The sequence below is a fragment of the Streptomyces sp. NPDC034111 genome, assembly GCF_055575375.1.
The window spans coordinates 1299970-1316379 of record NZ_JBVIST010000001.1 but is presented as its reverse complement, the minus strand read 5'-3'; the positions used below and the strand labels follow the sequence as shown (position 1 = coordinate 1316379).

Annotated in this window: 14 protein-coding genes and 2 tRNA genes; 8 read left to right on the top strand and 8 right to left on the bottom strand. The window is 71.0% G+C overall.

Annotated elements, in window-relative coordinates; translation table 11 throughout:
- Window positions 1-107: 107 nt before the first annotated feature.
- Window positions 108-473, bottom strand: coding sequence for a VOC family protein (locus ACZ55A_RS05750; RefSeq protein ID WP_468834389.1), 366 nt, complete (start codon window positions 471-473; stop codon window positions 108-110).
- 259 nt (window positions 474-732) lie between these two features.
- Between ACZ55A_RS05750 and ACZ55A_RS05745 the strand changes: the two genes are divergently transcribed.
- The 3 genes from ACZ55A_RS05745 (at window position 733) to ACZ55A_RS05735 (ending at window position 2726) form a co-directional block, all read left to right on the top strand.
- A complete protein-coding gene (locus ACZ55A_RS05745; protein WP_468834383.1) occupies window positions 733-1512 on the top strand; it encodes an HAD-IIA family hydrolase in 780 nt (259 codons plus the stop codon).
- A 130-nt stretch (window positions 1513-1642) separates the two neighbouring features.
- Window positions 1643-2032: a hypothetical protein gene (locus ACZ55A_RS05740; RefSeq protein ID WP_468834376.1), complete on the top strand. Its 390-nt coding sequence runs from the start codon at window positions 1643-1645 to the stop codon at window positions 2030-2032.
- Window positions 2022-2726, top strand: a complete 705-nt coding sequence (locus ACZ55A_RS05735) for a sortase domain-containing protein (protein ID WP_468834369.1) — start codon at window positions 2022-2024, stop codon at window positions 2724-2726. Before ACZ55A_RS05740 ends, ACZ55A_RS05735 begins: the two co-directional genes overlap by 11 nt.
- A 97-nt stretch (window positions 2727-2823) precedes the next feature.
- Here the strand turns inward: ACZ55A_RS05735 and ACZ55A_RS05730 are convergent, their stop codons facing one another.
- Window positions 2824-3981 (bottom strand): FAD-dependent oxidoreductase, encoded by a 1158-nt coding sequence (locus ACZ55A_RS05730; protein WP_468834364.1) that lies wholly within the window; start codon window positions 3979-3981, stop codon window positions 2824-2826.
- Window positions 3982-4292: 311 nt separating this feature from the next.
- On the opposite strand from ACZ55A_RS05730, the gene ACZ55A_RS05725 reads away from it, so the two are divergent.
- Both ACZ55A_RS05725 and ACZ55A_RS05720 read left to right on the top strand, forming a co-directional pair.
- On the top strand, window positions 4293-5297 hold the full coding sequence (locus ACZ55A_RS05725; RefSeq protein WP_468834358.1) for a glycoside hydrolase family 6 protein: 1005 nt from the start codon (window positions 4293-4295) through the stop codon (window positions 5295-5297).
- Window positions 5298-5701: 404 nt separating this feature from the next.
- Entirely contained in the window at window positions 5702-6274 is a 573-nt protein-coding gene (locus ACZ55A_RS05720) for a DUF3291 domain-containing protein (RefSeq protein WP_468834351.1), read from the top strand.
- Here ACZ55A_RS05720 and glxA read toward each other — a convergent pair.
- Window positions 6271-8226, bottom strand: a complete 1956-nt coding sequence (gene glxA, locus ACZ55A_RS05715; RefSeq protein ID WP_468834347.1) for a radical copper oxidase GlxA — start codon at window positions 8224-8226, stop codon at window positions 6271-6273. The two genes, ACZ55A_RS05720 and glxA, sit on opposite strands and share 4 nt — an antisense overlap.
- Window positions 8223-10178 carry a glycosyltransferase family 2 protein gene (locus ACZ55A_RS05710; RefSeq protein WP_468834341.1) on the bottom strand — a complete coding sequence of 652 codons (1956 nt, stop codon included), beginning with the start codon at window positions 10176-10178 and terminating at the stop codon, window positions 8223-8225. Before ACZ55A_RS05710 ends, glxA begins: the two co-directional genes overlap by 4 nt.
- Window positions 10179-10760: 582 nt before the next feature.
- Here ACZ55A_RS05710 and ACZ55A_RS05705 point away from each other — a divergent pair.
- Window positions 10761-12146 (top strand): hypothetical protein, encoded by a 1386-nt coding sequence (locus tag ACZ55A_RS05705; protein ID WP_468834333.1) that lies wholly within the window; start codon window positions 10761-10763, stop codon window positions 12144-12146.
- A gap of 88 nt (window positions 12147-12234) precedes the next feature.
- Here the strand turns inward: ACZ55A_RS05705 and ACZ55A_RS05700 are convergent.
- Window positions 12235-12308 (bottom strand) — tRNA-Lys (locus ACZ55A_RS05700).
- A 457-nt stretch (window positions 12309-12765) separates the two neighbouring features.
- Here ACZ55A_RS05700 and ACZ55A_RS05695 point away from each other — a divergent pair.
- Both ACZ55A_RS05695 and ACZ55A_RS05690 read left to right on the top strand, forming a co-directional pair.
- A complete protein-coding gene (locus ACZ55A_RS05695; RefSeq protein ID WP_468834326.1) occupies window positions 12766-13185 on the top strand; it encodes an SsgA family sporulation/cell division regulator in 420 nt (139 codons plus the stop codon).
- Window positions 13186-13459: 274 nt separating this feature from the next.
- Window positions 13460-14443: a hypothetical protein gene (locus ACZ55A_RS05690; protein ID WP_468834320.1), complete on the top strand. Its 984-nt coding sequence runs from the start codon at window positions 13460-13462 to the stop codon at window positions 14441-14443.
- Window positions 14444-14588: 145 nt separating this feature from the next.
- On the opposite strand, the gene ACZ55A_RS05685 is transcribed toward ACZ55A_RS05690, so the two are convergent.
- The 3 genes from ACZ55A_RS05685 to ACZ55A_RS05675 all read right to left on the bottom strand — a co-directional run bounded on the left by ACZ55A_RS05685 (window position 14589) and on the right by ACZ55A_RS05675 (window position 16348).
- Window positions 14589-14662, bottom strand: a tRNA-Lys gene (locus ACZ55A_RS05685).
- Between the two features lie 74 nt (window positions 14663-14736).
- Complete coding sequence (locus ACZ55A_RS05680) at window positions 14737-15495, bottom strand: IclR family transcriptional regulator (RefSeq protein ID WP_468834313.1); 759 nt, start codon at window positions 15493-15495, stop codon at window positions 14737-14739.
- Window positions 15496-15883: 388 nt separating this feature from the next.
- Window positions 15884-16348 carry a hypothetical protein gene (locus ACZ55A_RS05675; protein WP_468834307.1) on the bottom strand — a complete coding sequence of 155 codons (465 nt, stop codon included), beginning with the start codon at window positions 16346-16348 and terminating at the stop codon, window positions 15884-15886.
- Window positions 16349-16410: the final 62 nt, after the last annotated feature.

Genomic DNA, 16410 nt, shown 5'->3' with positions numbered 1-16410 from the left:
TACGAGGACGACCCTCCGCCTTGCGATGCACCGCACCAGACGCCGCGGGCCCCGCCCTACGGGCGGACGACGGGACTTTGCGGACACCCCCTAGGGCCGGCGGCGCCTCACGACGTATGGCAGACCGCTTCGATGTTGTTGCCGTCGGGGTCGCGTACGAACGCCCCGTAGTACGCCTCGTGGTACTGGGGCCACACCCGGGGCGCATGCAGCGACTCCGCGCCGGCCGCGACCGCCGCGGCATGGAACGCATCGACCGCCGCACGGTCCGCCGCGGCGAAGGCCAGATGCAGCTCACGGCCCGGACCCGGGTCCGTGGCGGGGACGAGCCAGAGTGAGTGGCCCGTGGTGCCGAAGCTGATGAACTCGCCGAACTCCTTGGTCCGTTTGCCGCCGAGGGGGGCCAGGGCCCGGTCGTAGAAGGCCGCACTCGCCGTCACGTCGCTGACCTGGACCGCAATGTGATCAAGCATGCGCCCAGCGTTCCACGCCAGGGGTGGCCTGTCGTCCGGGTGTCCGGCGTGGCCTGAAGGTACGCCCGATCGCGTGGCCGTGTTCCCAGCGGGGCAGGCCGTGCCCGGGCGCAACAAGACCGGGATGTTCGCCAGGGTCAGCGGTACGAGGACTGACTTAGGGTGGGTGCGTCGGCCGTACGTACGAGTGCGGGGCGAGCACCTGGCCCCGTGGGTGCGGCCGTCGCCCCTGGTCAGTACGTACGGCAGGAGTCCGGCAGTGGCAGAGCGCAAGCCGATCGAGTCATGGCTCACCGACATGGACGGCGTCCTGATGCACGAGGGCATCCCGGTGCCCGGGGCGGAGGCCTTCATCAAGAGGCTGCGCGAATCGGGCAAGCCGTTCCTGGTGCTGACCAACAACTCCATCTACACCCCGCGTGACCTGCACGCCCGCCTGAACCGCATCGGTCTGGACGTGCCCTGGGAGTCCATCTGGACGTCCGCGCTGGCCACCGCCCAGTTCCTGGACGAGCAGCGGCCCGGCGGCACCGCGCACGTCATCGGTGAGGCCGGGCTGACCACCGCACTGCACGACATCGGCTATGTGCTGACCGACCACGCCCCGGACTATGTCGTCCTCGGCGAGACCCGGACGTACTCGTTCGAGGCGCTGACGAGGGCGATCCGGCTGATCAACGACGGGGCCCGGTTCATCGCGACGAATCCCGACGAGACCGGCCCGTCGGCGCAGGGGCCGCTGCCCGCGACCGGGTCGGTGGCCGCGCTGATCACCAAGGCGACCGGGGTCGAGCCGTACTTCGTCGGCAAGCCCAACCCGCTGATGATGCGGCACGGGCTGAACGTCATCGGCGCGCACTCCGAGACCTCGGCGATGATCGGCGACCGGATGGACACCGATGTGCTGGCCGGCCTGGAGGCGGGCATGGAGACCTTCCTCGTCCTCACGGGGCTGACCCGGCCCGAGGAGATCGAGCGGCACCCGTTCCGGCCGTCGCGGGTCGTGGACTCGATCGCGGATCTGATCGACCTGGTCTGAGCGCGGGGGCGGGTACCGGGCGGACCGGCGGGTCCGGGCCCGGGACCCACCCGAATGGCGCAGGTGCGAAGCGCACCGGGATGCGGCCGGCCGGGCATGGGCGGACCTTCGGAGTTATCGGAGGTACACCATGCGTTCACCGCTTCTTACGCTCTGTGCCGCGCTCGCGGCCTGCGCGGTGACGGCGGCACCCGCGTACGGCGGCGAGGCGTCCGGCGCCGGGACCACCGCGGCGCGGGCCGCCGCGGCCGGCCCCGGCCACCCGGGCTCTCTCCGGGCCGCCGGCGGTGCCCCGGTCCGGGCCACCGCACGGCCGGCGGCCCTCGCCGGCGTCCTACCGCCCGCCCCGTCCGTCCGGCCCGATGCGGTGACCGACGCCGCCCCGCGCCGCGAACTGAGCAGCACCTCGGCCGTCGGGCTGGTGCTGGCCGGCGGCGCCGTCCTGGTCATCGCGGGGCAGTTGCTGCGGCTCCGGCTGCGGCTGCGCCGCGATCGGCAGGGCGACGCCGATGAGCGCTGAGGAGGACGGGCCGGAGGGGTTCCGCCGCCCTGGAGCGCTGCTGACCGGGGTGGCCTGGACGGTACTCCTGCTGGGGCTGTGGCTGTGGGGACGCGAACTGTCGGACGGGGTGGCCGCGCAGCTCGCCACGACCGGTGATGTCGCCGCCGTCGGCCGCCCGTTGGGCCGCCAGGCACCCCCGCAGGCGCACGCCCCGCTGCCCGCCTCCGCCGCGGCGCAGCCCCGCCGGATCAGCATCGGCGCACTCGGCGTACGGGCGGCCGGCATCGTCGGACGCGGCCTCGGCCGGGACGGCACCCTGACCCCGCCCCAGGAGGGCGCCACCGCGGACCTCGTCGCCTGGTACGAGGGCGGTCCGCGGCCCGGTGAGGCGGGCGCCGCGGTGCTCGTGGGCCGGGGCGGCGCCCCGCACTCCGTCTTCCGCACGCTGGCCCGCGCCAAGCGGGGGCAGCGGGTGGAGATTCAGCGGGCGGACGGCAGTACGGTGCGGTTCGCCGTCGAGGACGTCCAGATCTACGGCGCCGGCCACTTCGACGCCCGACGGGCCCACGCGGTCCGCGAGCCAGGCCGCGCCGAACTCCGGCTCATCGGCAGCGGCGGCCCCCAGGAGCCGGGAGCGCGCGGTGGGCGCGAGGGCCGGGGCGGCGGCGATGTGGTCGTGGTCTCGGCCTATTTGACGGGGCATACGGACTAGGACTTGTCCGGGCGATCAAGCCGGGCTGCTCGGCGATGCAGGCCCGGGGATGACGGCCGGCCGAGGGCGATCGTGGTCGTCGAAGTCCACTTCGGGCTCAAGTCGCCTGTGGTCCCTGCTCGTTGAGCATCTTGAGCATCTTGAGCATCTTGAGCATGGCCTGGGCTGTGTTGTTCTCGGAGTTGATCCCGTGGACCTCGGTGCCTTCAAAAGTGACGGGCTCGGCGCCGCGGGCGAACATGGCCTGTTCGTACGCGGTGAGCGCGGCCTCGAGGTCGTCGGGACACGCGGCGAGGGTCTTGCCGAGTTCGGCGCCGTCGAGCATGGCCAGGTTGGCGCCTTCGCCGTTCGGGGCTGCGAGGTGGGCGGCGTCACCGAGCAGGGTCACCCCCGGCACCCGGTCCCACCGGTGCCCGGCCGGCAAAGCGTGGTGAGGGCGCAGCACAGGCGTGACATCGGCGTCCGTGATCAGCGCGGTGAGCTCCGGCGCCCAGCCGTCGAACTCCCGCGCGATCCGCGCGGCCGCGGCGGAGGCATCGGTGAAGTCGATGGCGGCAAACCAGTCCTGCGGCCTGGCCAATGCCACGTAGGCGTGCAGGGTGTCACCGCTTTCCCGGTGAGCGAAGATCTCCTTGCCCGGCGAGGGCGCGATCATCGACCCGCTGCCAACCACCTTCGCGGAGCCGGTGTGCCGGTTGTCGGCGTCGAACAGGTAGGTCTCGACGAACGACGTGCCGACGTACTCGGGTGTGGCGTCGGAGAGCAGCGGCCGGACCCGCGACCACGCGCCGTCCGCGCCGACCAGCAGGCTGGTGACGGCGGTGCTGCCGTCGGCGAACGTCACCTCGTGGCGCCCCTCGCCGAGGGCGCGGGTGCCGCTGACCTTGTGCCCCCACCGGACGGTGTCGGCCGGGAGCGAGTCGAGCAGGATCCGTCGCAGCTCCCCGCGCTGCACCTCGGGGCGTCCGCCCTTGCCGTCGTCGGCCATCTCGTGCAGGACGGTCCCGTTCTGCTCGACGAGCCGCATCGTCTGGCGGCCCTCGATGACGATGGTGTGGAACGCGTCCATCAGGCCGGCCGCCTTGAGGGCGAGCTGCCCGTTGTAGTCGTGGATGTCGAGCATCCCGCCCTGCGTGCGTGCCGTCGGGGAGGTATCGGCCTCGTGGACCGTGACCGGGATTCCGTGGACGTGCAGGACGCGGGCCAGCGTGAGTCCGCCGAGTCCGGCGCCGACGATCGTGACGGGGGTGTGCATGGTGGCTCCTCGGGGTCGGGACCGCCCAGTGATCTCCGGCGGCCGTTTCTGGAAAGGTGCCAGGCCCCGCCGACCAGCCGCCGACATCGGACCGACAGCCCCGACAACTGACCGACGCCCACCCGGAACGGCGTTCAGCCCGGCGTCCGGATCGATCGTGCTCCTGCCCCGCGCGATCACGTCGGTGCTGGAGAAGATCCGCGTCCCGCGAGCAACGCGTCCACAACCGGCCCGGACGGGCGGCCATATGCCACGATGGATGCGGCCGGTGATCCCGAGCCGGCCGGGTTCCACGCTCCGAGGGGGAGTCGATGTACGGCAAGCCACGATGGGCTGCGGTGGGAGCGCTGGTGGTGCTGCTCGCCGGCTGCTCCTCGCCCGGCAGCGGCAGCGGCGACGACCGGACTCCCGACAGACCGGGCCAGCGCCCCAAGTCCACCGTCCCGTACTGGGTCAACCCGGACAGCAAGGCGGTCCGGCAGGTCTCCGCGTACGGCAAGGACGGCAAGGGCGCGGACGCCCGGCTCCTCGACAAGATCGCGAAGCAGCCGGTCGCCGAATGGATCGGGGTCGACGATCCGCAGGGCGAGGCCCGCGGCTTCACCGAAGCGGCGGCCAAGGCCGACCGCGAGGCCCTGCTGGTCCTCTACAACATCCCGCACCGCGACTGCGGCAGTTACTCCAAGGGCGGTGCCGCCGACGGCAATGCGTACCGCGGCTGGCTGGACGGCGTCCTCAAGGGCATCGGCGACCGGCCCACCACCGTCATCCTGGAGCCCGACGCGCTGCCGCACATCGCGGACAAGTGCACCCCACAGCAGTTCCACGAGGAGCGGTACGCGCTGCTGACCGAGGCGGTCGGCAAGCTCAAGGCGCTGCCGCACACCAAGGTCTATCTGGACGCGGGCAATCCGCACTGGATCAAGGACCCGGGCGCGATGGTCGAACCGCTCAAGCGCGCCGGTATCGACCGCGCCGACGGCTTCGCGCTGAACATCTCCAACTACCAGACCACACAGGAGAACACGAAGTACGGCAAGCGGCTCTCCGCGATGGTCGGCGGCAAGCCCTTCGTCATCGACACCAGCCGCAACGGCAACGGCCCGGCCCCCGGCGGCGACGACCCGGAGAACTGGTGCAACCCGCCCGGCCGCGCCCTGGGCACCCCACCCACCACCAGGACCGGTGACCCCCAGATTGCCGCCTACCTGTGGATCAAGCGCCCGGGCGAGTCCGACGGCACCTGCAAGGGCGGCCCCAAGGCGGGCGAGTGGTGGCCGGACTACGCCCTGGAGCTGGCCCGCCGGGCGAAGTAGCCGCCGCGGCGGGTGACTTGGTGGTCGGCGCCGTAAATCCTTCGGGGTCGGGGCTGGTGATGAAGGTTCAGGAGCGGTGCTGCCAGGCTTGAGCGCGTCCTGGGCCAGCCAGCGGCGCACGGTGTCGCGCAGCCGGTACCCCGCAGCCTGCCCCGCCCGGCACCGCCCCGGCCCCCGCAATGACCGGTGCAAGAGGCCATTTGGACAGGAAAAACGCAACTTCGACATGGCCCGCAGAGGCAGCTACCTTCACCTGGTCCTCGGCGATCGCCCACGGTCGCAAAGGAGTTCCTTCAGGCTGAGCCACCCGCGACGGGATGAGTTGGTCACGCCCCACGAATCCTCGCCCCCGTGCCCAAGCCACCGAACCGGGTCCACCAGGCCCCCCAACCAGGGAGAGACGCATGCCCCATCTTGCGCTGTACACATTCGGCGTCCTGAAGTCACCTCTCGCCGATCCCGCACCTCTCACGCGCGAACTCCACGCCAGCGGCGAGGCCATCTACCGGAAGATCAGCCAGCACCCCGGGTACCTCGCTCGGGCTGAAGCGGCAGACCGCGGCCGGGGCACACACTTCGACTTGGACTGGGGTGCATGGGGAGAGTTCGCCGTACCGACCTGGTACGGCAAGGGCCGCACTGTGGAAACCATCGCCCTGGACGCGACCCTCTCCCTCTGGACCGACCTGGCCCCCGCCTTCGACGCCATCTACACCGGTCTGCACCGTGAGGCGCTGAACAGGCGTTACGACTGGTTCGAGAGGGCAGAGCACCCGAATTACGTGTGCTGGTGGGTCTCCGACGGCGTGATACCCACCTGGCGGGACGGGGTTTCCAGGCTGGAGCACCTCCACGACCACGGCTCCGCGCCGCACGCCTTCACCTTCCACCAGTCATTCGCCCCGGACGGAACTCCGACCAGGGTCAAAGGCATCGGGCGTCGGCCGGCCGCCCGCACCCCCAAGACGGTCGGCTAGGCGCCGCCCGCGCCGGGGACCTTCAGCCAGACCGCCTTCGACGGCGTCCCCTGGCCGTCCACGGCGTTGAGCATGTACCACCCCGGAGGCACCAGCGACGGGTCCTTGGGCAGGGTGACGGTCACGCCGTCCTTGCCCTTCGACACCGTGAAGTCCAGCGCGATCGACCGCTGTTCGATGTTGGTGACATGGGTGAAGGACCCGGGCCGGATCAGCCGCATCTTCTTGATCCGGTCGGCGTGCGGGGCCCCGTAGGTGGCGGTGCCGCCGAGCCGGACGGTCCTGGTGCCCCGGTCCGTCAGCTCGGGGCGTCCGTTCCGGAAGAGGTAGGGCGGGGTGTAGAGGTCGATCTGCTGCTGGAAGACGCCCGGCTTGGTGTTGTCCTTGTCGGCGTAGAGCGAGTCGGAGCCGAAGGTCATCACCCGGCCGTCGGGCAGCAGCAGCGCGCCGGAGTGGTAGTTGCGGCCCACCAGCGGATCGGCCACCGGCCGGGCGCGGTTGGTTGTCGGGTCGTACAGCTCCGCCTTGAGGACGTTGGAGTCGCTGCGGCCGCGGTAGTCACCGGAGCCGTTGGTGGTCAGCACGGTGTCGTCCGGCATGATCACGCTGCTCGGGTAGCGGGCCTTGGCGTACAGCCGCGGGCCGTCCTTGAAGCGCGGTGCCGGATCGTGCAGATCCACCAGCCGGGTCTTGTCCGTGGACCGGGGGTCCTCGCCGACCCCGCCGCCGCCCAGCACCATGTACCGCTGCTTCTGCGCGGGCGGCAGCAGCACCGACATCGACGTCTCCAGGATGCCGGGATCGCTCATCCCGGGCACGACCTGGAACTTGTTCGACTTCAGGTCCCAGATGCCGGGGGTGCGGCCGATGTTGTCCGGGCCGTAGCCGGCGTTGGAACCGGTGTAGAAGACCCGGCCCCGGTCGGTGAGGAAGAGCGCGGGGTAGGTGGGGAAGAAGCGCTGCTTGGGCAGGTAGCTCCACTTCTTCGTCTTCGGGTCGTAGATCTCCTGCTTGCCGGGCACGACCTGCCCGATCTCGTCGAGCCCGGAGACCGAGAGGACCTTGCCGTCCTGGAGCGTGGTCAGCGTCGGGTACCAGCGGGCCTCGTTCATCGGGTCGACGCGCAGATAGCGCTCGGCGACCGGGTCGAACTCGAAGGCGTCCTTGATCCCCTGGAAGTCCTTCTTGTCGAAGGACAGCTTCTGCGCGATGCCGTAGAGGTTACGGGCATCCGCGCCGTTCAGGCCCTGGATGCGGTAGTTGTCCTGGGAGCCGGTGGAGTGCGAGGGGCCGTTCTTGAGCGCCTCGACATAGACCCGCGCCTCGCTGTGGGTCACGGTCACCTTGCCGGTCACCGGGTCCTTGGTCTTCTTCGCGCGGGGCACCACGACCGGGTCCTTGGAGGCGAAGGTCTTGCCGTTCTTCTTGCCGGTGAAGAGCGTGCCGGCCGGGAAGGTCCGGGGGCCGTCCGGGTTCTCGTTGTAGATGATCATGAGGCCGCCGGCCTTCTTCACATCGCCCTGGAGCTTCTCGTAGCGCTGGGTGCCGCCGGCCACCAGGAGCTTGCCGTCCGGGAGCTGGGTGTGCCCGGAGCAGAAGAGGTCCTTGGGCGTGGGGATGTTCTTGAAGGTGTTCTTCTCCGGGTCCCACAGCACCGTACGGAACGACTTGGCCCGGAAGTTCGCGGCGTTGTTGCCGGAGCCGGCGACCAGCAGCACCTTCCCGGTGTGCAGCAGCGCCGCGTGGATGGTGTTGATGCGGTACTTCTCGGGGACGTCGACGACATCCCAGTGTCCGTTGGCCGCCTTGTACTCGGGCTTGTTGATCTCGTACTGGTGGTACTGCGCAGAGGCGAAGCTGTAGAGCGCCGGCCCGTTCATCGCGGCCAGCACGACCACCACCCCCGTCGCTATGGCCACTCGGCGGGCGCGACGGCTCGGACGGTACTTCATGTGTGACGTCCCCCAAGGGCGATCTGCATGGTCTCTTCGGTCGTGGCGGGCCGTCCGGCGGCGCTGCCCGCGGAGCCCGGGTCACCGGCCGCGGCACCGGCCGCCCCGTCGCTGCCGTCGGCCGTGGCAGCGGACGCACCACCGCCGCCACCGGCCGTGGCCTGCCGCTTCTCCCGGCGTACGCCCACCCGCCAGGCGACGATCGGCGCCGCGGTGATCAGCATCGCCAGCGAGGCCCAGGTGACCATCGCCGGATGGCTGTGCCCCAGGACGAACGAGGCGGCCAGCGAACCACCGAAGACGGCAAGGAAGAACAGATGCACCCGGAAGGTGCCGAAGAGCGTGTCCGGGCTGGAGGAGTCGCCCTTCGGCGTCACCACGAACTTGCTCTTGCGGCGCAGTACGGCGTCGAAGAGCGACCGCGCGTAGATCGGGGCGGACAGCGCGGACATCACCATGCCGGCGACGCCGCCCGACCCCTCCGGCTCGTGCGGCGAGACATTGTGCCGCCGGTTCCAGACGTACAGCCCGATCTGGAGCGCCGAGGCATTGCCGTAGAGCATCATCCACACCGACGGATCGATCTCGACTCCCGAGGCGCCGAGGCCCAGGAACAGCGCACAGCTGAGCGCCGCCAGGATCCAGTTCAGCGCCGACATCGGGTAGAAGATCACCATCATGGTGTAGTTGAAGAGCCGGCCCGCCGGCAGGGAGAACGGCGCCTTCCAGAACTGCTTGAGGATCGTCTCGTACGTCCCGCGCGACCAGCGCAGCTGCTGGGTGAAGAAGTCCGTCCAGGCCGTGGGCCCCTCGCCGACGGCCAGTACGTCCGGCGTATAGACCGAGCGCCACTTCTGCCCGGTCACCGGATTGCGGTGCCGGTGCATCTCGAACCCGGTCGCCATGTCCTCGGTGATCGAGTCGTAGAGCCCGCCGATCTGCTTGATGGCGCTGATGCGGACGGCGTTGGAGGTGCCGACGAACATCGGGGCGCCGTAGCGGTTGCCGGCCCGCTGGATCAGCGCGTGGAAGAGGAACTGCTGCGACTCGGCGGCCTTGGTGACGAAGGTGTCGTAATTGCCGTAGACCTGCGGGCCGATGACGAAGCCGACGTCCGGGTCGCGGAAGAAGCCCAGCATCCGCTCCAGGTAGTTGGGCAGCGGGACATGGTCGGTGTCGACGGAGGCGAAGTAGTCGTAGTCGTCACCGTGTGCAGCCAGCCAGGCGTTGTAGTTGCCGTGCTTGGTTTTGGCGCGATGGGGGCCCTTGGCCTGATTCCACTCCGGCACGCCCTTGCGGCTGAAGTGGTGCACGCCCAGCCGCCGGCAGACCTCCTTGACCGCGGGGTCGTCGCCCTCGTCCAGCAGCCACACATGCAGCAGTCCGCGGTGGCGCACCTTGACCGCGGCCTCCAGGGTCTTCGTCACCATGGCGAGGGGTTCCTTGCCGGGGACGAAGGAGGTGAGGAACGCGACGCGGGTGCCGCTCTCGGGTATGACCGGGACCGGATCGCGGGCGACGAGGGTGGCGTGCGCATTGGACAGCACGTTCATGCACCGGAAGAACTCGATCAGCGCGATCGAGATCAGCATGACGGTGTCCAGCACCGGCAGGAACTCGAAGGCGGGGTAGTCGCGTTCGGTCCAGTGGGCCGGCTGGAGCAGCCAGGCGAGCAGGCCCAGCGACACCAGGGGCGCGGCGCCCAGCAGCAGCGCCGCCCGGATGCGGTGCGGCTCGCCGGCGAGCAGCGAGCGGTAGCGGACCTTGTAGGGCTTGTCCGGATCCGGTTGGGTGAGCGGGCCGGCCAGCCGGCTGTAGTGCTCGTAGTCGTAGCGCGGCAGCGGTTTGCGCTGGACGCGCCGCTGCCAGTGCTGGCGGGGCACGCGAAGGCGCGCCGTGGCGGACGGATCGAACGAGTTCTCCGACCGGGCGTCGTCACGCGGCGACGTCATGAGTCCATCCCCCCCACGCAGGATGAGCTGCGTGCCGTTGCTGAGCGCCCGGGAGCTCGGTCCCCCTCGACCGACCCGGGCTCACTGGTTTGTCGGCCGCCCGCACCATCAGACGGGGAATGCCGCCTTCCGGTTGTCTGTGAACACTCCGTGATCCTGCCAAGTGGCAGACTCTGTGTGTTCACATCACGCCAACCAGCGCCATCCCTTGTCCATATTTCACCTCAACCTAGTCTCTTTCAGGCCGAGTTCCCAGGTCAGGGTCCCGGAGCGGCCTCATGATCGCAAGACGGAGTCATGGCGGATACGGACAAGACGGTGCAATGCGGGGCGGTGCACGGCGCATTTTGCCTCACTCGGGCCCACCGTCGTCCGTAACTCTGCGCATTCTGATGAATTTTGGTCCGACGGCTTGAGGGTGCTCCACCTACGGATGTGGCACAGTCCGGCCGGCGAAGCGGAGTGATGCCTTCGGCAACGATCCCCCGCCAAGGACGCCCGGGAGGACGCCGACGAACAGCACGAGAAGGGTGCCGACAAGGTGAAGGACAGGCCGGATACGAGCACGTTCGGAGCGTTCGGGTGAGCGCCGGAGGGGTATGGCCCGGCCGCGTGGTGACCGTGCTGGCGCCGCCCGCCCTCCTCGTGCTCACCGCCGGCTGGCTCCTGCTGGACGCGGGACCGCTCCGTACGGCCGTGCTGTGGGCCGCGTTCGCCGCGCTCGCCGGATGCGTCCTGGCGCTCGCCGGGTGCGTCCTGGTGGCCGGGCGGGTGACGCCGGCGCGCGGGTACGCGCTGGCGCTGGACGCCGCCCGTGCCCCGGCGCCCGGGGCGGGCACCGCGATCCCCGCCGAGCTGCACGGCTCCCGCTGGCCCTGGGCCCGGGTCACCGCCCTCGCGTTCGCCGCGCCCACCGCCCTGGTGCTCTTCATCGGCCTGGGCGCCGGCGACCCGGACCGCAGCCCCACGGCCGGCCGGGTCGTCGCCGCCGGCTATGTGATCAAGGAGCTGCCGGTCGTCGCCGTACACCACGTCGAGCGCGCGGGCAGCAGCAGCCGCTCCTCGTCCGAGGCGGACTACACCGTCCGGCTGCCGGCGCCCGACGGCGGCAAGGGCGTCCCGGCCACCTTCCGCGCGGAGGTCCACCGCGGCCTCCGGGAAGTGGGGGACACCTTCCCCGTGGCGTATGCGCCGGAGCGGCCCGAGCTGGGCGCGGTCGGCGCCGCCTCCCGCTCCGTCGTCGAGGCGCAGCTCGCCGGCCGCACCCTGTCGTACGGCAGCGCCGTGATCGTCACCGTCCTGTGGGTGAGCGTCGCCCTGGCGGCGGTCTGCGCCGGGGCGGCCGGGACCGGCCCGCCGCGCCGCGGCCGCCGGGTCGGCAAGCACTGGGTCGCCCTGCGCGCGACGGCCACCGGTGTGACGGAGTACGTGGAGCGGCCCTCGGGCGATGGCGCCGGGCCAGGGGACAGGAAGAGCGCCTCTCGCTACGCGTGCCTGACCCTGCGCACCGAGGCCGGCGAGGTTCCCCTCCGCCTCGCGGCCTCGCACCAGCATGCCGCCTCGCCGCTCACCGGCGCCGAGGGCTGGCTGCTCTGGAACCCGGCCGGATCCCCGGCCCAGGTGCCCGCCGACTTCGTCGCGGACGACGGCTGGCAGCTGCCCGGCCGCATCCCCGGGCCCGAAGCCGCCCGGATCGCCGCCGGCCGGCCGCGCGAACCGTTCGCCGTCGACGCCGGCCGCCGGCCACACCTGCTGGAACTCGGCAGCCACTGGGCGCGCACCGTGCCGGCCGCCGCCCTGGTCGGCCTGGCCCTCTCGGTGGCCGCCGTGGGGGCGCTGCTTCTCCCGGCGGACGGCGGCTGGCGCGTCTGGGTGGCCGTGGCGGGCGTCCTCGCTCCGCCGCTCGGCTGGATGACGGCCGCACTGTCGGCCGCACCGGAGGCGAAGGCGGCGGTTCCGGCCTCATGACGTGGGGCCGGATGCCTTCCGGCCCCCGGGCCCGGTCTTCCGGCCAATGACTGAGGCCCCTCGCATGGCGAGGGGCCTCAGTCTTACGTGCGCCGCCAGGGACTCGAACCCCGGACCCGCTGATTAAGAGTCAGCTGCTCTAACCAACTGAGCTAGCGGCGCGCGCTGACCTGAAGAACTTTACACGACATCGAGGCGTGCTCCGTACCCCGGACTGCGCAGCTCACGCACGTGGGCCATGTGATCCCGGCCACTCGCCGGCCGGCGGTCGCGGCGCGCCTACCGTGCCGGACGTCCGTCCCCCAGGGGGCAGAAGTCCCCCGATCTCAGGACCTTCGACTGGCGGTCCGCCCGAATTGCTCTGTGAAGATCTGGTTCGGCGAGTCCATGGCCGTAAACCCTCAGTTGCCCCGTCAACATGCGATATCTCCTACGGGTTGAGAGGCTGAGGCGGAGCGCCAGGACGAAAGAACTGAACAGACCCGGGGGGCGCCGGCCATGGCGTCCGTCACTCCTCCCGCACCTCCCGCAACCCCACCCTCCACAGCAACGTCTGCCAGGACGCGCGCCCCGGACCGGGTCTCCGGGACTCGCCCCTCCGTCGGAAAGGTTGATCGTCATGGTGTCGACAGCCAAGCGCACCCTTGAGATGCAGCTCCTCCTCGGGCCGGACGAAGCGGTGCCGGTGGCCGGCCGGTTCAGCTACCGCAGCGACCGCCCGTACGAGGTCGAGGTCGCCTTCATCAGCCGCGGGCGCACGGTCGCCACCTGGCTGTTCGCCCGCGATCTGCTGCTCGGCGGGCTCCACGACGAGGTGGGGGAGGGGGACGTACGGGTGTGGCCCTTCCGCGGGCCGGGCGGGGCGGGCCGGGTGCACATCGAGCTGTCCACCGACGACAGCGTCTGTGAGCTGTCCGTACGCGCGACGGAGCTGACCGCCTGGCTGGAACAGACCGCGGCGATCGTGCCGCCCGGCCACGAGGGCCGCTACCTCGACATGGACACCCACCTGGCCCGGCTGCTCGCGGGAAGGTGCTGAGGGGATGGGGATGGGGGACAGGATGACCAGGACCACGAGGGTGGGCGACGGGGCCGCTGCGGCGGCCGGGACGCCGGCTGCGGGCGGGGGCACCGCGGTGAGGGCAGCTGTGTACGGGGGTGCCGCGGCCGGGGCGGCCGCGGCCGGTGCCGCCGCCTGTGTACCGGCCGCGCGGGGCGGTGCGGAACCGGCCATATCCGCCGGCCCCACTTCACCCCAGCCCCATGATCCCCGCGCGCACGGGTTTCTGCCCGAGCGGCCGCCGGTCCGTTCCATGATCGGAACCTGGACCCGGCTGGACGCCATGGCGCGCGCGGCCGCCGTCGCGCCGGACCGTGCGGCCGCCGTCGCCCTGGTGGAACGCGCCCGTCGCGCGGGCGAGTTGGCCGCCCTGCGGCAGCGGGTCTCCCGGCTCTCCCTGCGCAATGCGGAGGCCGCCGCGATGCGGATCGCGGTGATCGCGGTGTCCTGCGGATGGTGCGGGCTCGACCCGCAGGCGCCGGCCGCACGCGAGGTCGCCGACGAGGCGTTCCTGGAGCTGTGGGCGGCCATCGCGCACCGCATCGATCATGACCAGTTCGTCGCCCTGCCCACCCTCGCACTCCACAACTGGGCCCCCGAGCGCAAGCCGCGCCGCCATATCCCCATCGATCAACTGGCCCGGACCGAACAGCTGGTACCGATCGTCCGCTGGGCTCCGGAGGGCCAGCCGCTCAGCCGGCTGGACCGGCTGATGCTGGCCGCGACCCGGCTCGAGGCGCACGGGATCTGGCTCTTCCGGCTCGCCGAAACCCTCGCGGGCCGGTCGCCCGACGACACCTCCACCCCGACGGCGCTCCGCCGCCTGGTCCGCGTCCAGCACGCGCTGCGCGCCCAGCTGCACGCCGAGGCGGTGGAGCTGGCGGCCGCGCCGGCGACCCCGCAGCAGCGCGCGGTGCTCGGTGCGCTCGTCGAACAGGGGGCCCTGGAGCCGCCGGTGCTCCAGGCGGCCGATGCGGTACTGGGCATCGGCGGCCGCCGCATGGGCGAGGGCCGGCGCCAGTTGCTGCGCCGCCACCTCCCGGCGCAGCACCGCGCCTGGCTCAGCGCGATGGACCGCCACTGCGCGCCCGTACGCACCCTCGCCCACCGTGGCGGCCCCGACGCCGCCGTCTACCGCGAGGCCCAGGAGTCCCTGATCGCGCTCCGCCGTACGTACACGGCGCTCGTCCAGGCCGCCGCCCGCCCCACGGCCGCCCCGCTTCCGGCAGCCGCCTGAGGGCGGCGCCACGCGGCCCCGGACCGCGCCGGAAGGGCAGCTACCGGCCGCTGCCGCCTTCCGCTGCCCGGAGCCGGTGTCGCGGACGCGCGCAGGAATGACGAAGTGGGCGTCCCCGGAGAACCGGAAACGCCCACTTCTTACGTGCGCCGCCAGGGACTCGAACCCCGGACCCGCTGATTAAGAGTCAGCTGCTCTAACCAACTGAGCTAGCGGCGCGCGCTGACGAAAGAAATACTACCTGGTCGAGAGGGGTGCTTCTGACCACCCTGCCCACCGGGCCGCCTGCCCGCTCAGATCGCCAGCGACAGCAGAACGGGAGCGGCCTTGCGATTGAGGGTGTCGGCCGCCTCGCGCAGACGGTGGGCGTGCTCCAGCGGCATGGACAGCGCAAGGCAGCCGACGGTCGAACCGGCGGTGATCGGCACCGCCGCGCAGACCGTGCCGACGGCGTACTCCTGAAGATCCAGCACCGGGACCGTGGGCGGCTGGCTGTCGAGCTTGTGGAACAGGACCTTCTCGTTGGTGATCGTCCGGGAGGTGAGCCGGGCGGTCTTGTGGCGGGAGAGGTGGTCCTTGCGGCCGTCGTGGTCGAGCTGCGCGAGCAGGCACTTGCCGACCGCGCTGGCGTGCGCCGTACGGCGGAATTCGGCCCACTCGTTGACCTTGGGCGCCAGCGGTCCGTCGGCGTAGTGCAGGATCTTGACCTCGCCGTCGATGTACCGGCTGATGTAGACCGCCGCACCGACCGAGTCGCGGAGCTGGTCGAGGGTGAGTTGCAGCTTGTCGCGCAGCGCCCGGTCGCGGTCGCTGCCCGAACCGAGCAGCAGGAGCGATTCGCCGACGACGTACGCCCCGTCGGAGACCTGCTTGGCATAGCCCTCGCGCCGGAGCATCGTCAGCATCTGGGCAAGCTGGCCCGGGGACAGGCCCGTTTCGCGGGCGATCTGCGCATCGGTCACACCATCGGCGTGCCTGGAGATCGTTTCGAGCACGCGCAGGGCGTACTGCACCGAATGGAACGGCGCGGTCGGCTCGGGCTTCAGCGCCACGGTGTCCCCCTAGCAGGTTGGTACCGCTTGCGTCGTGACCGTCGTTGCGGGGCAGGTACGGTCGGGGTAGGTGCGACCGCTTCCCGGCAACGGGGCTGCTCTCACGATAGCGGCCAACGGCCCTCGATGGAGGGGGTCTTGACCGAAAAGAATCGCGCCGCAGTTTTCTGTACTGGGGCTTGAGACGGTGGCATATGCCAAGGTCACGGTGCTGCGCGCCGGCGCATTCCGCTTTCCGGAGAGACCCGGACACCGCGGCAGGTCACCCGGAGAAGGCTCCGGGAGGATACGGAACCGGCCAATTCCGTGGCCGGTTCCGTCGTTGCCTCACGGCGCCCTCGGAGCGTCCTGGGTGGGCGTCCTCAGCGGTTGCCCACAGCAGGCCTCGTCAGGACGTCCGCAGCATCTTTTCGTCGCTGGTCCACTTGATCTTGTTGCCCTTCCATGTGCTGACGTACCAGAGGAAGATGCGCTTCTCGGCCATCTGACGGTCGAAGTTGCAGACCTGCCAGCCGCCCTTGTAGTTGCCGTAACAGCGGAACCCGGGATGGCCGTTGGAGTTGGTCTGGCCGCGCACCTCGACCCGCAGGCCGTCCCTGAGGGTGTCCTTGATCCAGACGCGGTCACCCTTGGCGCGGAAGCACGCCATACCGGCCATCTTGCGGCCGTTGGAGACGGTGTTGCAGAAGGCGTCGAACCGGGTCGACTTCGTCGTCGGCTTCGCCTTCTGGGAGTGCACCGTCTTCTGGAGGTGTACGTCGCCCGCCGTGGCCGAGGCGGCACCCGGAACGGCACCCACCAGGGCGGTCGCGGCGAGCGCGGCCCCCGCGACGCCCGCGATCATTCTGCGCATCACACACCTGCCTTTTCAGAGACCAGGGAACAGAGTTCGACGTTCGGAGTTCGGAGTTCTGG

Bases quoted from the DNA above. Each gene is read 5' to 3' on its own strand.
- ACZ55A_RS05750 (WP_468834389.1), bottom strand. From the start codon at position 473: ATGCTTGATCACATTGCGGTCCAGGTCAGCGACGTGACGGCGAGTGCG.
- ACZ55A_RS05740 (WP_468834376.1), top strand. From the start codon at position 1,643: ATGCGTTCACCGCTTCTTACGCTCTGTGCCGCGCTCGCGGCCTGCGCG.
- ACZ55A_RS05735 (WP_468834369.1), top strand. From the start codon at position 2,022: ATGAGCGCTGAGGAGGACGGGCCGGAGGGGTTCCGCCGCCCTGGAGCG.
- ACZ55A_RS05730 (WP_468834364.1), bottom strand. From the start codon at position 3,981: ATGCACACCCCCGTCACGATCGTCGGCGCCGGACTCGGCGGACTCACG.
- ACZ55A_RS05725 (WP_468834358.1), top strand. From the start codon at position 4,293: ATGTACGGCAAGCCACGATGGGCTGCGGTGGGAGCGCTGGTGGTGCTG.
- ACZ55A_RS05720 (WP_468834351.1), top strand. From the start codon at position 5,702: ATGCCCCATCTTGCGCTGTACACATTCGGCGTCCTGAAGTCACCTCTC.
- glxA (WP_468834347.1), bottom strand. From the start codon at position 8,226: ATGAAGTACCGTCCGAGCCGTCGCGCCCGCCGAGTGGCCATAGCGACG.
- ACZ55A_RS05710 (WP_468834341.1), bottom strand. From the start codon at position 10,178: ATGACGTCGCCGCGTGACGACGCCCGGTCGGAGAACTCGTTCGATCCG.
- ACZ55A_RS05695 (WP_468834326.1), top strand. From the start codon at position 12,766: ATGGTGTCGACAGCCAAGCGCACCCTTGAGATGCAGCTCCTCCTCGGG.
- ACZ55A_RS05690 (WP_468834320.1), top strand. From the start codon at position 13,460: ATGATCGGAACCTGGACCCGGCTGGACGCCATGGCGCGCGCGGCCGCC.
- ACZ55A_RS05675 (WP_468834307.1), bottom strand. From the start codon at position 16,348: ATGCGCAGAATGATCGCGGGCGTCGCGGGGGCCGCGCTCGCCGCGACC.